Below are 18,896 nucleotides of genomic sequence, written 5' to 3' on the forward strand. Positions count from 1 at the left end.
CGCGGTGCGCAAGGAGCTGGCGACCGACGACGCCGCGCTGCCGACGCTGGCCCGCGTCTGCCGGGCGCTCGACGGGATGCCGCTGGCGATCGAACTCGCCGCGGCCCGGCTGCGCACCATGTCCCTCGACCAGCTCGCCCACCGGCTCGACGACCGCTTCCGCCTGCTGACCGGCGGCAGCCGCACCGCGCTGCCCCGGCACCGGACGCTGCGCGCGGTCATCGACTGGAGCTGGGAACTGCTGACCGACGCCGAGCGCGTCGTGCTGCGCCGGCTCTCGGTGTTCGCCGGCGGGGCGAGCCTGGAAGCGGCCGAGCGCGTCTGCGGCGGCGACGTCGTCGAGGAGTGGGAAGTCCTCGAGCTGCTGACCGCGCTGACCGAGAAGTCGCTGGTGGTGACCGGCGAGCGCGACGGCGCGCAGCGGTACCGGATGCTCGGCACGATCAAGGAGTACGCCGAACAGCGGCTCGCGGAGGCGGGCGAAACGACGCAGGCGCGGCACGCGCACCTGGCGTACTTCACGGACCTCGCCGAGACCGCGAAGCCGCACCTGCGCGGCGCCGAACAGCTGGACTGGCTGGCCAAGCTCGAAACCGAGCACGAGAACATCGCGGCGGCGATGCGCGGCGCGCTCGCGGCGGCCGAAGCCGAGGCCGCGATGCGCCTGGCCGCCGGCGCCGCCTGGTACTGGTGGCTCGGCGGGCACCGGGCGGAGGGCAACGAGCTGGTCCTGGCGGCCACGGCCGTGCCCGGCGACGTGCCGGACGTCCTTCGCGGCGTCGTCTATTCGTTCGTCGTCCAGTTCGTGACGTCCGGGCAGCAGAGCGACGAATCCCAGGCGGTCGACTGGATCCGGAAGGCCTACGAAATCAGCCTGCGGGCCCCGGACGCCGACCTGGAGCTGCGGTTCGCCCCGGCGCTGGAACGCCTGCTGCACGGGCCGGACGCGGCGCTGACCGCGTTCGAACCGCTGCTCGCCGACGAGGACCCGTGGGCCCGCGCGGTGGCCCGGCTGCAGCTCGGCAAGATGCGGATCCAGTTCGGCCACGGTGACCGCGAAGCCGACGAGCACCTCGAGACGGCGCTCGCCGAGTTCCGCACGATCGGCGAACGCTGGGGCATGTCGTTCGCGCTGACCGAGCTGGCCGACCGGATGGCCATGCGCGGCGAGTTCGCCGCCGCGTGCGCGCACTACGAGGAAGCTGTCGTGGTGGTCACCGAGGTCGGGGCCATCGAGGACGTCGTGCGGATGCGGATGCGGCAGGCCCAGCTGTACTGGCTGCTCGGCGACGAAGACGCGAGCGCGACCGCGCTGGCCGCCGCGCAGCGAGCGGCGGAACGGGTCGCCTGGCCGAACGCGCTGGCCGAGCTGGCGCTGTCGAAAGCGGAGCTGGCGCGGTGGCGCGGTGACGTCGAACAGGCTCGCCACCAGCTCGAAGTCGCGACCACGATGCTGGGCGACGACGCCGGCCTGCCGACTGTCCGCGCAGTGACCGAAGACCTGCTCGGCTACCTGGCCACCGACGTCGGCGAGTCCCGGGACCACCGGGCCACGGCGTTCGCGGCGGCGGCCGAAACCGGGCACCCGCTGATGATCGCGCAGGTCATCGTAGGGATCGCGGACCTCGCGCTGCGCGGCGAAGAGCCCGCGCAGGCCGCCCGCCTGCTCGCGGCGAGCGCTGCCCTGCGCGGGCTGCCGGGCCGTTCCCACCCGGACGTGGCCCGGATCGAAGCGGAAACCCGGCGTCGCCTCGGTGACGAGGGGTTCACCGAGGCGACGCGGGAGGGGACGGCGGCGAGCTGGGACGAGCTGGCCGGCGTCACGCTCGCTTCGTGAACTTCGCGCGCGCCCAGACGTAACCGATCACGGCGATCCCGACGCACCAGGCGATCGCGGTGATGGCGTAACCGGTGGACGGCGTGCCGGTCAGCAGCCCGCGCACGGTTTCGATGATCGGCGTGAACGGCTGGTACTCGGCGAATTCCCGGAGCCCGGGCCCCATTTTGTCGGCGGGCACGATCGCGCTGCTGAAGAACGGCAGCATCACCAGCGGGACGGCGGCCATTCCCGCCGTTTCCGGCGTTTTCGCGGCCAGCCCCAGCGCGACGGTGAACCAGCCGGCCGCGAACCCGAGCAGCACGATCATGCCGACCACGCCGAGCCAGTCGAGGAAACTCGCGGAGGGGCTGAACCCGAGCAGGAACGCCACGCCGACGAGGGCCGCGATGGCGATCAGGTTGGTGAGCACGCTCGCGACGACGTGCCCGGTGAGCACCGCGCCGCGCGAGACGTCCATGACCTTGAAGCGGTTGATGATTCCCTTCGTCATGTCGGAGTTCACCGACGTCGCGGTGGCGCCGAGGCCGTAGCAGATGGCCAGCAGCATCAGGCCCGGCGTGGCGTAGTCGACGTAGTCGACGCCGACGTCGAATGCGTCTCCGAGCATGTAGACGAACATCAGCATGATCACGATCGGCATCAGGACGGCGTTGAAGACCGACGTCGGGTTCCGGGCGATGTGCTTGAAATTGCGGCGAAGCATGACTGTGGCGTGGGTGCTCATCGGGAAACAACCTCCGTGGCGTGGCCGGTGAGGGCGAGGAAGACGTCGTCGAGATCGGGGGTGTGGACGGAAAACTCTTCGGCGCTCAGCGCGTATTCGTCGAGCCGGTCGAGAAGGGCGCGCAACGATTTCGAGCTGCCGTCACCGGGAACGCGAAGCACCAGAGCTTCGTCGTCGCGGGTGCCGTCGGTGAGCACGCGCGCGGCGGCGTCGAGCTCGGCCGCGGTGGCGAACCGGAGCCGGACGTGGGTACCGGGCAGCCGGCGCTTGAGCTCGTCGGCGGTCCCCTCCGCGACGAACCGGCCCTGGTCGAGCACCGCGATCCGGTCGGCGAGCTGATCGGCTTCCTCGAGGTACTGCGTGGTGAGGAAGATGGTGACGCCGTCGGCGACGAGCCCCCGGATGATCGTCCACATCGTCCGCCGGCTGCGCGGGTCCAGGCCCGTCGTCGGCTCGTCGAGGAAGATGATCCGCGGGTTGCCGACGAGCGTCATCGCCAGATCGAGCTTCCGCCGCATCCCACCGGAGTACGTCGACGCCGGCTTGCCCGCCGATTCCGTGAGCTCGAAGCGTTCGAGCAGGTCGGCGACGACCCGCTTGCCGTCCTTGACGCCGCTGAGGTCCACCATCAGCTGGAGGTTCTCCGCGCCGGTGAGCAGCTCGTCGACGGCCGCGAACTGCCCGGTGACCCCGATCGCGGCCCGCACCTTCTTGGTCTCGGCCGCGATGTCGTGCCCGGCGACGCTGACCGTGCCGCCGTCGGCCTTGAGCAGCGTGGTCAGGACGTTCACCATCGTGGTCTTCCCGGCGCCGTTCGGGCCGAGGAGGGAGAAGATCGTGCCCGCGGGCACCTGCAAGTCGATGCCGTCGAGCACGACTTTGTCCTGGTAGGCCTTCCGTAGCCCGGAAGCCGTGATCGCCATTTCTGTCATGGGAGCACTGTGTTCGGCCGGCCTGACACCGACCTGACCTCACCCTGACACGGGCGCTGTCACGTCAGTCCTGTGGCGTGAGCAGCACGATCGGGATCACACGCTCGGTCTTTCGCGCGTGGGCGGTGAACCGGCGGGTACCGGCTTGGACGCCCACGCTCGGGTTCGCCTGCAGGTTCTTGAGCCAAGCCGGATCCTCGTCGGCGCCGCCCTTCGAGGCGACGACGACGAAGTCGTCTCCCGAGGTGCCGTAGATCAGGCAGGTGCGCCGCGGAGTTCCGGTCCGGCGACCGGTCGTGGCGAGGATGAGCGTGCGCACCCCGTTCGATTCGTGCCCTTCGCTTCCGCCGGAGGCCAGGTACGTGCGGGTTTGCTCGGCAACCCAATCCCACGCGGATTCGGTGGCGCGGTCGACGTTCCCTTCAGCTGAGTTCTTCGACGAGCCCGACGATGACGCCCGCGGGACCGCGGACGTAGGCGTACCGGCAGTAGTCCTGGTACCGCGCCACTTCGCCGACGAGTTCGCCGCCGTGGCCGCGCAGGCGGGTGAGGACGTCGTCGAGGTCGTCGATGACGAAGGTGATGCGCGGGATGCCGGGCACGTTCACGGGAGCCCACGGCGCCGGCGCGGCGGACGTCGGCGAGCGGAAGGCCGACACCTCGATGCGGCTGTGGCCGTCCGGGGTGCGCAGGAAGGCGATGTCCGTTTTGACGCCGTCGAGCCCGATGAGCCGGTCGGCCCAGTCACCCGCGACGGTGGTCTCGCCTTCGAGCTCCATGCCGAGTTCGACGAAGAACGCGACGGCGGCCGCGAGGTCCTCGACCACGAAACCGGTGTGGTCCAGCCGGTGGATCGCCATGATTGCCTCCCGTGACACGCGGCCACCGCGGCCGCTCGTACTCCGGGGACGGAGCCGGCTTCGGGTTCTCGACAACTCCGGGCACGACGAAGGCCGGGTCTTCGGACCCGGCCTTGGTCGTTGTGGAGCTGAGGGGAATCGAACCCCTGACCCCCGCCTTGCAAAGGCGGTGCTCTACCAATTGAGCTACAGCCCCGGACGCGGGCGGCGGACCGCCCACGGAAACTCAGTTGTGGGAAGCACCCGCCGGCTTGGCCGGGGTGGTGCCGTTGCTCGAGGGGACCGGCGCGGTCGCCTCACGCCAGAGGTCGGCTTCCGCCTTGGCCGCCTTGTTGCGCTTCACGACGAACAGGACGCCGCCCGCGATGACCGCGAGTGCCAGCAGCTTCTTCACCGAAGCCCCCTTCTCAGCTTGCTTCCCTTACCCCGTGATGTTACTGCACCGCCCGCGAAGCGATGTCGGGTGCCGGTGGTTCCACGTGGAACCACGGGTGATCGACGTCACGCGCCGGGGGAAATACGGGACCCGGGTGTCCTGTTGTACCCACTGGTCGGTGCGCCCACCGTGTCCCCCGGGCCTCAACCACTGCCTTCGCGGATTACCGTTCGGCTGGAGCCGCGATGAGCCTCATCGCCGAGAGGCGACCGTGGCGCGCATCGGCCGTGACTGCTCAGCCCTGCCGGTCTTCTCTTCCCGGCAGGGCTGACCTGTATCCGGATCCGGCACACCTGAGGGGCCCTCGCAGTACCTTGATCGCCAGGATCTCCCCGACGTCCACGTCGCCTGCCACGGTCGTCGAATGTCGGAAAACCAGTTCACCACCCACGCGGGCCTTTTCGATCTGACCGGGAAGCACGCACTCGTCACCGGCGGCACCAAGGGCATCGGGCTGATGATCGCGCGCGGCCTGCTGCAGGCGGGCGCCCGCGTCGTCATCAGCTCACGCAACGCGGACGCCTGCGCGGAGGCACAGCAGCTGCTGTCCGAATTCGGTGACGTGCAAGCGATCCCCGCCGACCTGTCCCGTCACGACGAATGCCGGCGCCTCGCCGATCTCGTCCAGGCGGAGGGCCTGGACATCCTCGTCAACAACGCGGGCGCGATGTGGCGCGAGCCGCTGGAGACGTTCCCGGACGAGGCCTGGGACACCGTGGTCGACCTCAACCTCAAGGCGCCGTTCTGGCTGGTGCAGGCGCTGCTCCCGGCACTTCGCCGGGCCGGCACCGCCGATGATCCCGCGCGGGTCATCAACATCGGCAGCATCGCCGCCATCCACGTCGCCGAATCGCCCAACTATTCCTACGCCAGCAGCAAGGCGGCACTCCACCAGCTCACCCGGGTGCTCGCCAGGGAATTGGGCCCCCAGCACGTCACGGTGAACGCGGTAGCGCCGGGACCGTTCCCGTCGCACATGATGGCGGCCACGCTCGACGCCGTCGGTGACCGGATCGCGGCGAAGGCCCCGCTGCGCCGGCTCGGCCGCGACGACGACATGGCGGGCGTCGCCGTTTTCCTCGCCGGCCGGGCCGGGTCCTACCTCACCGGCACCGTCATCCCGGTCGACGGCGGCATCGCCACGACCGCCACCGGCACCTAGGCCTACGGTGACGAGGTGACCACGATCGATCCGCGCACCGAGATCAAGGAATTCCTGAGCTCCCGCCGCGCGCGGATCACGCCCGAGCAGGCCGGATTGCCCGCGTACGGCGGCAACCGCCGGGTCAAGGGTCTGCGCCGCGAAGAGGTAGCGCTGCTGGCGGGGGTGTCGGTCGACTACTACGTGCGCATGGAGCGCGGCAGCCTCGCCGGCACCTCCGACGGGGTGCTCGACGCGGTGGCCGCCGCCTTGCAGCTCGACGAGGCCGAGCGCGACCACCTGTTCCACCTCGCGCGCCAGTCCAGGACGCCCGGCGGCCCACGCCGCCGGCGGCCCGCCATGACGGTGCGTCCGGCGCTTCGGCAGGTGCTCGACGCCATCACCGAAGCGCCGGCGTGGATCTGCAACGGCCGTTACGACGTGCTGGCCGTGAACCCACTCGCCGGCGCGCTCTATTCACCGGTACTGGCCGACCCGCGACGGCCGGCGAACACCGCGCGGTTCGTGTACCTGGATCCCGAAGCGGCGGAAACGTTCTTCGTCGACTACGACCGAATCGCCGGCGACGTGGCCGCGAAGCTGCGCATGGAAGCCGGCCGCAATCCGCACGACGAAGGGCTGATAGCCCTGGTCGGCGAATTGTCGACGCGCAGTGAACTGTTCCGGCGGCGATGGGCGTCCCAGGACGTGCGGCTCCACCGCTCCGGACGCAAGCGGCTGCACCACCCGGTGGTGGGACGGCTCGACCTGGACGTCGAGTCGCTGGAGCTGCCCGCCGAACCCGGCCTGCTCCTGAACATCTACACCGCGCCCGCCGGCACGACGAGCGCGGACGGCCTGGCCCTGCTGGCGTCGTGGGCGGCCAGCCAGGCGGAAAACACGAAGCCCGGTTCACCAGGAAGGTGAACCGGGCTTTGTGGTGCGTGGGCCTACCAGGACTTGAACCTGGGACCTCTTCGTTATCAGCGAAGCGCTCTAACCGCCTGAGCTATAGGCCCTTGAACGAGGAGAACTTTACAGGACCCCCGAAGGGGCCCTGCAACCGGGTCACTCCCGTTCCGACAGCGTGACTTCGAGGCCGCCGGCCAGGTCGGCGGACACGTTGTAGATGAACGCGCTCACCGTGGCCAGCGCGGACACCAGGACGATGTTGATCGCGCCGAGGATGGCCGCGATGCCGAAGACGCGGCCCGCGCTGATCAGGGGTTCCGCCGACGCGTTCGCGCCTTCGCCGCCGACCAGGGACGAGTACGTGCCGTTCAGCTTGTCCCAGACGCCCATGCCGTCGAGGACCGTGTACAGGACGCCGACCGCGACCAGCCAGACGAAGAACATCGCCACGCCCAGGACCAGGGACAGCTTCAGGACCGACCACGGGTCGAACCGCTTCACCTGCAGCGATGCCCGGCGGGGGCCGCGGCCCGGGCGGCGCAGCGCGCTGGGGCGGGCTCGCTGGGCCGAGGCCGACGGCACCGCCTGCTCGCCGCCCGGTGGGGTGTCGCCGCCACCGCCGAAGAGGCGGGGGGCGGCGCTTCCGGTCACCACCGGGCGCTGCTCCGGGGAGACCGGCTGGGTCTCCCCGGCCGGCTGCTCCGTGGCCAGCTTGACCGTCGCTTCGGAGTCGCCTTCCTTGTCGACCCGCTGCCAGGGCGGGCTCGCCGGAGTCCCGTTCGAACCCGCTGCCTCGGGATTCTCGGATGGTGTCACGAAGAGTCAGTCCTTACCCGTGCCGTGGGGCCGCCGTCGGAGCAAACTTACTGCTCCGGCGTGGCCGTCGTTTCCTCACCCGCGTCAGGTGCTTCCGGAGCCGGCGCGTCCTCGGGGGTGTCACCGTTGGCGACGTCCGAGGGCTCGTCCGCGTTGCGTGCGACGGCGAGAAGAGTGGTTCCTTCGCCGAGATTCATCAGCCGGACCCCCTTCGTCTGCCGTCCTGCCTTGCGCACGTCGCCCGCCGGCGTGCGGATCACGCCGCCGCTCGAGGTGATCGCGTACAGCTCGTCCTCGGCGTCGACGATGAGCGCTCCCACCAGCCTGCCACGTTTGCGGTCGTGCTGAATGGTGAGCACGCCCTTGCCGCCGCGGCCCTGGACCGGGTAGTCCTCGATCGGGGTGCGCTTGGAGTACCCGCCGTCGGTGGCGACCAGCAGGAACTTGCCCTCCTTGACGACACTGATGCCGAGCAGCTCGTCGCCGTCGTTGAAGCGCATCCCCATCACGCCGGACGTCGGGCGGCCCATCGGGCGCAGGGCCTCGTCGGTCGCGTGGAAGCGGATCGACTGGCCCTCGGCCGACACCAGCAGCAGGTCGTCCTCGGCGCCGGCCAGCACCGCGCCGACCAGCTCGTCGCCTTCGCGCAGGTTGATCGCGATCAGGCCGCCCGAGCGGTTGGAGTCGAAGTCGGTGAGCTTGGTCTTCTTCACCAGGCCGCGCTGCGTGGCGAGCACCAGGTACGGCGCCACCTCGTAGTTCTTGATCTGGATGACCTGGGCGATCTGCTCGTCCGGCTGGAACGCCATGAGGTTCGCCACGTGTTGGCCGCGCGCGTTGCGGTTGGCCTCGGGCAGCTCGTAGGTCTTGGTCCGGTAGACGCGGCCCTTGTTCGTGAAGAACAGGATCCAGTCGTGCGTCGAGCAGACGAAGAAGTGCTGGACGATGTCGTCCTGCTTCAGCGTCGCGCCCTGCACGCCCTTGCCGCCGCGCTTCTGCGAGCGGTACAGATCGGTTTTCGTCCGCTTGGCGTACCCCGTGCGGGTGATGGTGACGACGACGTCCTCGACCGCGATGAGCTCTTCGTCGGTCACGTCGCCGCCGAAGCCGACGATCTGGGTGCGCCGGTCGTCGCCGTACTTCTCGACGATCGCCATCAGCTCGTCGCGGATCAGCGCGCGCTGCCGCTCCGGCTTCTCGAGGATGTCCTTGAGGTCGGCGATCTCGAGCTCGATCTCGGCCAGCTGGTCGATGATCCGCTGGCGCTCGAGTGCGGCCAGGCGCCGCAGCTGCATGTCGAGGATCGCGGTGGCCTGGATCTCGTCGACGTCCAGCAGCTCCATCAGGGCCGGCCGGGCTTCGTCCGCCGAGGGCGACCGCCGGATGAGGGCGATGACCTCGTCCAGCATGTCCAGCGCCTTGACGTACCCGCGCAGGATGTGGGCCCGCTCTTCGGCCTTCTTCAGGCGGTAGCGGGTCCGCCGGACGATGACCTCGACCTGGTGCTTCACGTAGTGCCGGATGATCTGGTCGATCCGCAGCGTGCGCGGCACGCCGTCGACCAGCGCCAGCATGTTGACGCCGAAGTTCTGCTGCAGCTGCGTGTGCTTGAACAGGTTGTTCAGCACGACCTTCGCGACGGCGTCCCGCTTGATCGTGACGACGATCCGCATGCCGGAGCGGCTGTTGGACTCGTCGGCGATGTCCGAGATGCCGGTGAGCTTGCCGTCGCGGACCAGGTTCGCGATGTTCTCGACCAGGTTGTCCGGGTTGACCTGGTACGGCAGTTCCGACACGACCAGGATCGTGCGGCCCTTCGCGTCTTCTTCGACCTCGACGACCGCGCGCATCCGGATCGAGCCGCGGCCCGTGCGGTAGGCGTCTTCGATGCCGGACGTGCCGAGGATCATCGCCTTGGTCGGGAAGTCCGGGCCCTTGATGCGGACCAGCAGCGCGGCCAGCAGCTCGTCGTCGGTCGCCTCGGGGTTCTCCAGCGCCCAGACGACGCCTTCGGAGACCTCGCGCAGGTTGTGCGGCGGGATGTTGGTCGCCATCCCGACCGCGATCCCGGAACCGCCGTTGACCAGCAGGTTCGGGAACCGCGACGGCAGGACGTCGGGCTCCTGCGTGCGGCCGTCGTAGTTGTCGGAGAAGTCGACGGTGTCTTCTTCGATGTCGGCCAGCATCTGCATGGCCAGCGGCGCGAGCCGGGACTCCGTGTACCGCATGGCGGCCGCGGGGTCGTTGCCCGACGAGCCGAAGTTGCCCTGGCCGTCGATCAGCGGGTAGCGCAGCGACCACGGCTGGGCGAGTCGCACGAGGGCGTCGTAGATCGCCGAGTCGCCGTGCGGGTGGTAGTTGCCCATGACGTCGCCGACGACGCGGGAGCACTTGTTGTACCCGCGGTCCGGCCGGAAGCCGGAGTCGAACATCGAGTACAGGATGCGGCGCGCGACCGGCTTGAGGCCGTCGCGGACGTCGGGCAGCGCGCGCGACACGATCACGCTCATCGCGTAGTCGATGTAGGAGCGCTGCATCTCCTGCTGGATGTCGACCGGTTCGATCCGGTCGTTCTCCGGAGCCGGCGGCAGGGTTTCCGTCATCTGGTCCTTCTCGGGTGGGTCCTGGCGGGACAAGGTCGGGGGACGCTCACACGTCCAGGAAGCGCACGTCCTTGGCGTTGCGCGTGATGAACGAGCGGCGGGCCTCGACGTCCTCGCCCATCAGGACCGAGAACAGGTCGTCGGCCTGGGCGGCGTCGTCCATGGTGACCCGGCCCAGCAGGCGGTTCGCCGGGTCCATCGTGGTCTCCCACAGCTCTTCGGCGTTCATCTCGCCGAGACCCTTGTAGCGCTGGATCGCGTCGTCCTTCGGCAGCTTCTTGCCGGCCTCGACGCCGGCCTTGATGACGGCGTCGCGCTCGCGGTCGGAGTACGCGTACTCCGGCTCCATCCGCGGCCACTTGATCTTGTACAACGGCGGCCGCGACAGGAAGACGTGGCCGTGCTCGATCAGCGGGGTCATGAAGCGGAACAGCAGGGTGAGCAGCAGCGTGGTGATGTGCTGGCCGTCGACGTCGGCGTCGGCCATCAGCACGATCTTGTGGTAGCGCAGCTTCGACAGGTCGAACTCGTCGTGGATGCCGGTGCCCAGCGCGGTGATCAGCGACTGGACCTCGGTGTTCTTGAGGACGCGGTCGATGCGCGCCTTCTCGACGTTGATGATCTTGCCGCGGATCGGCAGGATCGCCTGGTACATCGAGTCCCGGCCCTCCTTGGCCGAGCCGCCCGCCGAGTCACCCTCGACGATGTAGAGCTCGCACTCCTCCGGCTTGGTGGAGCGGCAGTCCTTGAGCTTGCCCGGCAGGCCGCCGATGTCGAGCGCGCCCTTGCGGCGGACCAGGTCGCGCGCCTTGCGGGCGGCCATCCGGGCCTGCGCCGAGGAGATCGACTTGTTGATGATCGTCTTCGCCTCGGCCGGGTTCCGCTCGAACCAGTCCGCCAGCCACTCGTTCGACTGCTGCTGCACGAACGTCTTGGCCTCGCTGTTGCCCAGCTTGGTCTTGGTCTGGCCCTCGAACTGCGGCTCGCCCAGCTTGATCGAGACGATGGCGGCGAGACCCTCGCGCACGTCGTCACCGGTCAGGTTGGCGTCCTTCTCCTTGAGCAGCTTCTTGTCGCGCGCGTACGCGTTGACGACGCGGGTCAGCGCGGCGCGGAAGCCCTCTTCGTGGGTGCCGCCCTCGTGCGTGTTGATCGTGTTGGCGAACGTGTAGACCGACGGCGTGAACCCGGTGTTCCACTGCATCGCGACCTCGACCTCGAGGCCGGTGCCCTTCGCGTCGAAGGAGATCACGCTGGGGTGGATCGGGTCCTTGCTGCCGTTGATGTGCTTGACGAAGTCCTCGAGCCCGCCCGGGTAGCAGTAGACCTTCTCCTTGACGCGGGCGACCTTGCCCTCCGCGTCCTCCTCGGTCTCCTCGTCGGCGACGCGCTCGTCGCGCAGGGACAGCGTCAGCCCCTTGTTGAGGAACGCCATCTCCTGGAGCCGGCGCGAGATCGTCTCGAAGTTGTACGTCGTGGTCTCGAAGATGCCGCCGTCGGCCCAGAACGTCATCGTCGTCCCGGTCTCGGTGGCCGGGCCGAGGTCTTCGAGCGGACCCGGGATCTGGTTCGTGTACTCCTGGCGCCAGCTGCGGCCGCCGTACTTGACCTCGGCGAGCAGCTTCGTCGAGAGCGCGTTCACCACGGAGATGCCGACGCCGTGCAGACCGCCGGACACCGCGTAGGAGTCGCTGTCGAACTTGCCGCCCGCGTGGAGCTGGGTGAGCACGACCTCGATGGTCGGCTTGTTCTCCTTGGGGTGCATGTCGACCGGGATGCCGCGGCCGTCGTCCACGACGCGCACCCCGCCGTCGGCGAGGAGGGTAACCTCGACCTTGGTGGCGTACCCGGCCATCGCCTCGTCGACGGAGTTGTCCACGACTTCCTGGACGAGGTGGTGCAGCCCGCGTTCACCGGTGGAACCGATGTACATGCCGGGGCGCTTGCGGACCGCTTCGAGGCCTTCGAGCACCGTGATCGACGACGCGTTGTACTCGCTCTTGTTCTCGGTCACCGGCGTTGTTTCTCCTCGTCTCGCCCGAGCGGACGCTCGCTCCCTCCCAGTGTACTTGGCCGCGTCCGCTGACATGCGGCAAGGACACCCCTGAACGCGTCACAGACGAACGAAATCGGTTCGAGCCGAGTCTTGACGTATCTCGGGAGGTCTGGATGCGTTCTCGGGGCATTCAACCGAGCAACGCGCAACCCGGGTCAGCCGTACGTGTCACGCGGGCCGCGCCCCGGCACGTGCCGGGGCCCTTTCCGCCAGCTCGGGGCGGTCGGACCCTGGATCCGCATCCGCTTGACGACGCCGTTCCCGACGCCCGCGGCGATCTTGTGCAGCAGTTTTCCCTGCAGCAGCCGGAGCTGCGTGGCCCACGCCGTGGAGCTGGCGCGCACGGTGAGTTCGCCGTCTTTCAGCGCGACCGGCTGGGCGTGTTCCGCGACGTCCTCACCCACCAGCCGCGCCCACTGGGCGAAGACGCGGGCGCTCGTGACGCTCTCGTTCCAGCCCCGGTCGGTGACCAGCCGGGAGACGAGCCGGCCGAGCGGCTGCGGGTCGCGCGGGTCCGCTCCTGGCCCTGACCAGCGGCGACGCCGCGGGTTCTGCCCGCCGCCGCCCCCGACGGCACGCCGCCGGTAGCCCGGCGAGGTACCCCGTTCCTTGGCCTTCGCCTTGGCCGCCTCGAGCGCGGCGTGGGCGAGATCGCGCCCGGTCGGGGCTGCCCCGTTCGGCGCAACGCCGCTCTCACCCGTACTACCGACGGTAGACCTACTGTCGGTTTCGGGCGTTTTGTGCCACCTATCTGGCCGCACGGTCACGGGCAGCGATAACTCATTCACCGTGTTATCCACACTGTCCACAGGTTTGTCCCCAGATCGGGTGCGGTTTGTGCGGCCCGTCACACCGGGTGCTCTCTCGTTCGGCTCAGCCACGCGTGATCTCGCCATCCGCCACCACGAACCGGCCGCCGGCCAGCTCGCTGGGCACGTCTTCGTCGACCGCGGCGGTCACCAGCACCTGCTCGGCGCCCGCCGCCACTTCGGCCAGCCGGGCGCGGCGCTTGCGGTCCAGCTCGGCGAACACGTCGTCGAGCAGCAGCACCGGTTCGCCCGCCTCCCCGCGCAGCAGCTCGTAGCTGCCGAGCCGCAGCGCCAGCGCGAACGACCACGACTCGCCGTGGCTCGCGTAGCCCTTGGCCGGCGCCTCGCCCAGGATCAGCTCCAGCTCGTCCCGGTGCGGGCCGACCAGGCTGATCCCGCGCTCGAGCTCGGCCTTCCGGGCTTCACCGAGCGCCTTGAGCAAGACGTCCTTGAGGACATCGGGTTGCGCGCGTTCCCCGTCCGGTACGCCGTACGTCTCCGGGAGGGCCGCACCCAGCGACGAGCGGTACGCGATCTTCGCCGGCCGGGAGTCCGGCGCCACCCCCATGTACGCCGCGGCGGCGTACGGCCCGAGGTCCGCGACGAGGTTCAGGCGCGCGGCCAGCAGCTCCGCACCAGCCACCGAGAGGTGGTCGTCCCAGACTTCCAGCGTCGACAGCGCGTACGGGTCTTCGCGGCCCGTACGCCGTTTCCCGGCCGTCTTGAGCAGGGCGTTGCGCTGCTTCAGCACCTTCTCGTAGTCCGCGCGGACCCCTGCGTACCGCGGCGCGCGCAGCACGAGCAGCTCGTCGAGGAACCGGCGGCGCTCGCCGGGGTCGCCCCGCACGAGCGCCAGGTCCTCCGGCGAGAACAGCACCGTGCGCAGGATCCCGAGCACGTCCCGCGGCCGGCCGACCGCGCCGCGGTTGACCCGGGCGCGGTTCGCGCGGCCCGCCGTGATCTCCAGCTCGACGGTCAGCTCGCGGTCGTCGTTGACCACCGCGACCCGCACCAGCGCGCGCTCGCAGCCGTGCCGGATCAGCGGCGCGTCCGTCGCGACGCGGTGCGAGCCCAGCGTCGCGACGTAGCCGATCGCCTCGAGCAGGTTGGTCTTGCCGCGACCGTTCTGGCCGACCAGCACGGTCGGCCCCGGTTCGAGCGCGAGATCGGCCTGCGGCCAGGAGCGGAAGTCGGTGACCTGCAGGTGACGCAGATACACCAGCTGCTCCTTATCCGCCGGCCTTCTTCACGGCGTGCCCGCCGAACTGGTTGCGCAGCGCGGCGACCGCGCGCATCGCGGCCGAGTGCTCCTGGCGCGAAGCGAACCGCGCGAAGAGCGCCGCCGAGATGACCGGCGCCGGCACCGCGTTGTTGATCGCCTCTTCCAGCGTCCAGCGGCCTTCGCCGGAATCCTCGACGTAGCCTTCGAGGTCGTCCAGCTCCGGGTCCTCGTCGAGCGCGCGCACGAGCAGGTCGAGCAGCCACGACCGGACGACCGTGCCGCGCTGCCAGCCCTTGATGACGGCGGGCACGTCCTTGACGACCTTCGCGGCCTCGAGCAGCTCGAAGCCTTCGGCGAAGGCCTGCATCATGCCGTACTCGATGCCGTTGTGGATCATCTTCGCGTAGTGGCCCGCGCCGACGTCGCCGGCGTGCGAGAAGCCTTCTTCGCGCGGGCCCTCCGGCCGCAGCGCGTCGAAGATCGGCATCGCGCGCTCGACGTCGGCGGCCGCGCCGCCGACCATCAGGCCGTAGCCGTTGTCCTTGCCCCACACGCCACCCGAGACGCCGCAGTCGACGTAGCCGATTTCCTTCGCCGCCAGGAGATCGGCGTTCAGCTTGTCGTCGGTGTACTTCGAGTTGCCGCCGTCGATCACCATGTCGCCGGCGGAAAGCAGGTTGCCGAGCTCGGTCACGGTCTGCCGGGTCGGCTCGCCGGCCGGGACCATGATCCAGACGATCCGCGGACCCTCCAGTTTGGACACCAGGTCTTCGAGCGACGTCGTGTCGGAGACGTCCGGGTTGCGGTCGTAGCCGACCACCTCGTGACCGGCCGCGCGCAGCCGCTCACGCATGTTGAAGCCCATCTTGCCCAGGCCGATCAGACCGAGCTGAACCATGAGATCCCCTTACGTGCTCAGGAAAAAGGTGCGGGTCAGCCCGGCAGGCGGACCGGCATCAGGAGGTAGAGGTAGCCGGGGACGACGTTGCCCTCGGGGTCGGCGGGCTTGATCAGCGCCGGCCGGTTCGGCGTGGTGAACGTCAGTTCCGCCCGGTCGCTGTGCAGCGCGCCGAGGCCGTCGACGAGGTAACCCGGGTTGAACGCGATGGTCACCGGCTCACCTTCGTACTCGACCTGAAGCTCCTCTTCGGCGCTTCCCTCGTCGTCGCCGCCCGCGGACAACCGCAGCGAGTTGTCCCCGAACTCCAGTCGTACCTGAGTCCCCCGCTCCGCCACCAGGGAAACGCGCTTGATGGACTCGGTGAGAGCGGACACGTCGATGACCGCGCGTGAGGTGTGCGACGCGGGCAGCAACTGGCGGTACGGCGGGAATTCCGCGTCGAGCAGGCGGGTCGTCGTGTAGCGGCCGGAACCGGACAGCCCGAGCAGGCCTTCGCCGCTGGCGAGGGCGAGCCGGATGGTGGCGCCGCTCGCGCCGAGCGTCTTGGCCGCCTCGGCGAGCGTGCGCGCCGGGACGAGCACCGCGGCGTCGGCGAGGCCCTCGGCGGGCTGCCAGGTGAACTCGCGCATGGCGAGCCGGAAGCGGTCGGTCGCGACCAGGGTCAGCGAGCTGCCGGAGATCTCCAGCCGCATGCCGGTCAGCATCGGCAGGGTGTCGTCCTTGCCCGCGGCGACGACGACCTGGGTGACGGCCTGGCCGAACGCGTCGCCGGCGAGCTCGCCCGCGAACGCGGGCTGGGACGGCAGCTGCGGGTAGTCCTCGACCGGCATGGTCGGCAGGGAGAAGCGCGCGCTGCCGCACGTGATGGTGGCGCGCGCGCCGTCGACGGAGATCTCGACCGGCTGCGCGGGCAGCGCCTTGGTGATGTCGGCGAGGAGGCGGCCGGAGACCAGCAGGCGGCCGCCGTCGGCGATGGTCGCCGGGACGCCCACGGTCGCGGAAACCTCGTAGTCGAAGCCCGAGACGGTCAGAGCGTCGGTGTCGCCGTCCGGACCGGCGTCGAGGAGGACACCGCCGAGAACCGGCACCGGAGGCCGGGAGGGGAGGCTTCTGGCCACCCACGCGACGGCGTCGGCGAGCCCGTCACGCTCGACGCGGATCTTCATGCGCGCATCCTTTCGACGACCGAGCCGCGGTGGCTCGGGCCAGGCCTCTTCTCGCGGGACAGTGACCGGCTGCCCCCTCCGGCCGGTCCGCCCTCCGCGTGAGCGGCCGAGCGCGGACCAGGTGCAGGCGTCCACGTTAGGCCGTCGCGGCGGCCGACGTCACCTCGGCCTCCCCTTGACTTTGTCGACTTGACGACACGTTCTCGCCACTGTCCCCAACTTCGTCCATCGCCTGTTTTTGTTTTGTTCTCTCTTAGAAAAGATCTAAGGGCAGTAGCAGTAGTAGGCGTTGTGGATTGTGTGGATGGAGCTCGTTCGCGCAGGTCGGAGCGCTCGCGGGCGTGTGGAGAACCCTGGTGGCGGACCTGTGGGCAGATCGGGGCGTCGGTGGATGGATTCGGGCGGTCGCCGATTCGTCCACAGTCATCCCCAGTTGTCCCCACGGTTGTCCCCAGGTGTGCGGCGATCCGTCCCCAGGTTCTGGGGGTGCCCGGAGGGGTCCGAATCGCCCTACCGAGTGATCGGCTCCGCCTGTGCACAGAATGTGGGCAACCTGTGGAATCAGCGTGGACAACGGTGTGGATTTCCTGTGGATCACCTGTGGGCGGGGTGGGGATGGAATCCGCGTCGTCGCTGTTGAGGGATCCGTTGGCACTGTGGGCAAACTGCCCACACCATGGGGAAACTCGGCTGTGTACAAAGAAGTTTCACGAATTTCGCGAGGGCACGCCGAAGACGACTTCGGGGCGTCCACTGTGTGCGGACGCCCCGAAGTCGTTGTGCGGTAAGGGAGAAGTGCGGCTACTGGCGGGCGCGCTGCTTGATGCGCGACGTCAGCTCCTGCACCTGGTCGTAGATGCGCCGGCGCTCGGCCATCTCCTTGCGGATCTTCTTGTCCGCGTGCATGACGGTCGTGTGGTCGCGGCCGCCGAACGTCTGCCCGATCTTCGGCAGCGACATGTCGGTCAGCTCGCGGCAGAGGTACATCGCGATCTGGCGGGCCGTGGCGAGCGCCTTCGTCTTGCCGGGGCCGCACAGGTCGTCGAGCGTCACGTCGAAGAACTCGGCCGTGACGCCCATGATGGTCGGCGCGGTGATCTCCGGCGCGTGCGAGTCCGGGATCAGGTCCCGCAGCACGATCTCCGCGAGCCCGACGTCGACCGGCTGCTGGTTCAGCGACGCGAACGCCGTGACGCGGATGAGCGCGCCTTCGAGCTCCCGGATGTTCGCCTCGACGCGCGAAGCGATGAACTCCAGGACCTCGCCGGGCACCGCCAGCCGGTCCTGCGCCGCCTTCTTCCGGAGGATCGCGATGCGCGTCTCCAACTCGGGCGGCTGGATGTCGGTGATCAGGCCCCACTCGAACCGCGTCCGCAGCCGGTCTTCCAGCGTCTCGAGGCGCTTCGGCGGGCGGTCGGAGCTGACGACGATCTGCTTGTTCGCGTTGTGGAGGGTGTTGAAGGTGTGGAAGAACTCTTCCTGCGTACCTTCTTTGCCTTCCAGGAACTGGATGTCGTCGACGAGCAGGATGTCGATGTCGCGGTAGCGCCGCTGGAAGGCGACCTTGCGGTCGTCGCGCAGCGAGTTGATGAAGTCGTTCGTGAACTCTTCGGTCGAGACGTACCGGACGCGCATGCCGGGGAAGAGCCGTTGCGCGTAGTGGCCGACCGCGTGCAGCAGGTGCGTCTTGCCGAGCCCGGACTCACCCCAGATGAAGAGCGGGTTGTACGCGCGGGCGGGCGCTTCGGCGACGGCGACCGCGGCCGCGTGCGCGAAGCGGTTGGACGCGCCGATGACGAAGGTGTCGAAGGTGTACTTCTCGTTCAGCTTCGTCTTCGACGTCTGCGGCTGCGCCGGCGCGGTGTAGGGCTGGCCGGCGATCGGCTGCCCGGAGAACGTCGGCCAGATCTCGTGGACGGCGGCGAGCGCGTCGCCCTCTTCGTCCACCTCTTCGTCGGTGTCGTCCCCGTCGTCCGGCTTCGCCGCGGCGGACTGGTGCGGCGGCAGCGGCGGAACCGGTTCGGGACGCGGCGGGGGCATCATCGGCGCGCCGTTGGCCGGCAGCGAGGGGACGGGCTCCGGGCTCGCCCCGTTTTCCACCCGGCCGGGTGACGGCGCATAGCGGGGCGCGGGGGCCGGGGTGACCGCTTCGGCGCTGTCGACCTTCACCGCGAGCGAGATGGCGCGGCCGAGCCGCCGGGAAAGCGCGTCCGTGATCGCGCCGCGCAGGCCGCGTTCGATCGCTTCCTTCGCGAAGTCGCTGGGGGCCGCCAGCAGAGCGGTGCCGTCGAGCAGGCCGATCGGGCGGGTGACGCGCATCCACGCGCGCTGCTGCGGGGACAGGGTCCCGTCCGACAGTTCGCGTACCACCTGTTCCCAGATGACACCCAGATTGTGCTGGTGCTCCGACACCTGACTGGCTCCCCTCCCCTCGTCGGCGTGGACGGCCGAACGCCCCTGGTCACGCGGCCCGTGCTC

14 protein-coding genes, 2 tRNA genes and 2 pseudogenes are annotated in these 18,896 nt (G+C 69.6%); 3 read left to right on the top strand and 15 right to left on the bottom strand.

Annotated elements, in window-relative coordinates:
- Positions 1–1,837 (top strand): annotated as a pseudogene (locus G3I65_RS20615) (AfsR/SARP family transcriptional regulator); the annotation flags it as partial.
- Here the strand turns inward: G3I65_RS20615 and G3I65_RS20620 are convergent.
- From G3I65_RS20620 to G3I65_RS56490, 6 genes and pseudogenes are all read right to left on the bottom strand, one after another.
- Entirely contained in the window at positions 1,821–2,564 is a 744-nt protein-coding gene (locus G3I65_RS20620) for an ABC transporter permease (protein WP_160697557.1), read from the bottom strand. The pseudogene G3I65_RS20615 and the gene G3I65_RS20620 sit on opposite strands and share 17 nt — an antisense overlap.
- Positions 2,561–3,496 carry an ATP-binding cassette domain-containing protein gene (locus G3I65_RS20625; protein ID WP_160697558.1) on the bottom strand — a complete coding sequence of 312 codons (936 nt, stop codon included), beginning with the start codon at positions 3,494–3,496 and terminating at the stop codon, positions 2,561–2,563. Before G3I65_RS20625 ends, G3I65_RS20620 begins: the two co-directional genes overlap by 4 nt.
- A 64-nt stretch (positions 3,497–3,560) precedes the next feature.
- Positions 3,561–3,869: pseudogene (locus G3I65_RS20630) on the bottom strand (nitroreductase/quinone reductase family protein); the annotation flags it as partial.
- A 49-nt stretch (positions 3,870–3,918) separates the two neighbouring features.
- Complete coding sequence (locus tag G3I65_RS20635; RefSeq protein WP_160697559.1) at positions 3,919–4,356, bottom strand: VOC family protein; 438 nt, start codon at positions 4,354–4,356, stop codon at positions 3,919–3,921.
- Positions 4,357–4,479: 123 nt separating this feature from the next.
- Positions 4,480–4,552 (bottom strand) — tRNA-Ala (locus G3I65_RS20640).
- Positions 4,553–4,582: 30 nt separating this feature from the next.
- Positions 4,583–4,750 (bottom strand): DLW-39 family protein, encoded by a 168-nt coding sequence (locus G3I65_RS56490; protein WP_020642567.1) that lies wholly within the window; start codon positions 4,748–4,750, stop codon positions 4,583–4,585.
- A gap of 406 nt (positions 4,751–5,156) precedes the next feature.
- Between G3I65_RS56490 and G3I65_RS20645 the strand changes: the two genes are divergently transcribed.
- Together G3I65_RS20645 and G3I65_RS20650 are read left to right on the top strand one after the other, a co-directional pair.
- Positions 5,157–5,954: an SDR family oxidoreductase gene (locus G3I65_RS20645; protein WP_160697560.1), complete on the top strand. Its 798-nt coding sequence runs from the start codon at positions 5,157–5,159 to the stop codon at positions 5,952–5,954.
- A gap of 15 nt (positions 5,955–5,969) precedes the next feature.
- Positions 5,970–6,860: a helix-turn-helix transcriptional regulator gene (locus G3I65_RS20650; protein ID WP_160697561.1), complete on the top strand. Its 891-nt coding sequence runs from the start codon at positions 5,970–5,972 to the stop codon at positions 6,858–6,860.
- A gap of 18 nt (positions 6,861–6,878) precedes the next feature.
- On the opposite strand, the gene G3I65_RS20655 is transcribed toward G3I65_RS20650, so the two are convergent.
- The 9 genes from G3I65_RS20655 to dnaA all read right to left on the bottom strand — a co-directional run bounded on the left by G3I65_RS20655 (position 6,879) and on the right by dnaA (position 18,830).
- A tRNA-Ile gene (locus G3I65_RS20655) sits at positions 6,879–6,952 on the bottom strand.
- Between the two features lie 49 nt (positions 6,953–7,001).
- A complete protein-coding gene (locus G3I65_RS20660; RefSeq protein ID WP_160697562.1) occupies positions 7,002–7,661 on the bottom strand; it encodes a DUF3566 domain-containing protein in 660 nt (219 codons plus the stop codon).
- 47 nt (positions 7,662–7,708) lie between these two features.
- On the bottom strand, positions 7,709–10,264 hold the full coding sequence (gene gyrA, locus G3I65_RS20665; RefSeq protein ID WP_160697563.1) for a DNA gyrase subunit A: 2,556 nt from the start codon (positions 10,262–10,264) through the stop codon (positions 7,709–7,711).
- A gap of 46 nt (positions 10,265–10,310) precedes the next feature.
- The gene (gene gyrB, locus G3I65_RS20670; RefSeq protein WP_125309361.1) at positions 10,311–12,278 is read right to left on the bottom strand and encodes a DNA topoisomerase (ATP-hydrolyzing) subunit B; all 1,968 of its coding nucleotides are present in this window, start codon (positions 12,276–12,278) and stop codon (positions 10,311–10,313) included.
- A 197-nt stretch (positions 12,279–12,475) separates the two neighbouring features.
- Positions 12,476–13,108 (bottom strand): DciA family protein, encoded by a 633-nt coding sequence (locus G3I65_RS20675; protein ID WP_309235589.1) that lies wholly within the window; start codon positions 13,106–13,108, stop codon positions 12,476–12,478.
- Positions 13,109–13,193: 85 nt separating this feature from the next.
- Entirely contained in the window at positions 13,194–14,348 is a 1,155-nt protein-coding gene (gene recF / locus G3I65_RS20680) for a DNA replication/repair protein RecF (protein WP_160697564.1), read from the bottom strand.
- A gap of 10 nt (positions 14,349–14,358) precedes the next feature.
- Entirely contained in the window at positions 14,359–15,249 is an 891-nt protein-coding gene (gene gnd / locus G3I65_RS20685; protein WP_160697565.1) for a phosphogluconate dehydrogenase (NAD(+)-dependent, decarboxylating), read from the bottom strand.
- Between the two features lie 35 nt (positions 15,250–15,284).
- Complete coding sequence (dnaN, locus tag G3I65_RS20690; RefSeq protein WP_160697566.1) at positions 15,285–16,418, bottom strand: DNA polymerase III subunit beta; 1,134 nt, start codon at positions 16,416–16,418, stop codon at positions 15,285–15,287.
- A gap of 801 nt (positions 16,419–17,219) precedes the next feature.
- On the bottom strand, positions 17,220–18,830 hold the full coding sequence (dnaA, locus tag G3I65_RS20695) for a chromosomal replication initiator protein DnaA (protein ID WP_160697567.1): 1,611 nt from the start codon (positions 18,828–18,830) through the stop codon (positions 17,220–17,222).
- Positions 18,831–18,896: the final 66 nt, after the last annotated feature.

Source organism: Amycolatopsis sp. SID8362, from assembly GCF_010550475.1.
Taxonomy (GTDB): Bacteria; Actinomycetota; Actinomycetes; order Mycobacteriales; family Pseudonocardiaceae; genus Amycolatopsis; species Amycolatopsis eburnea.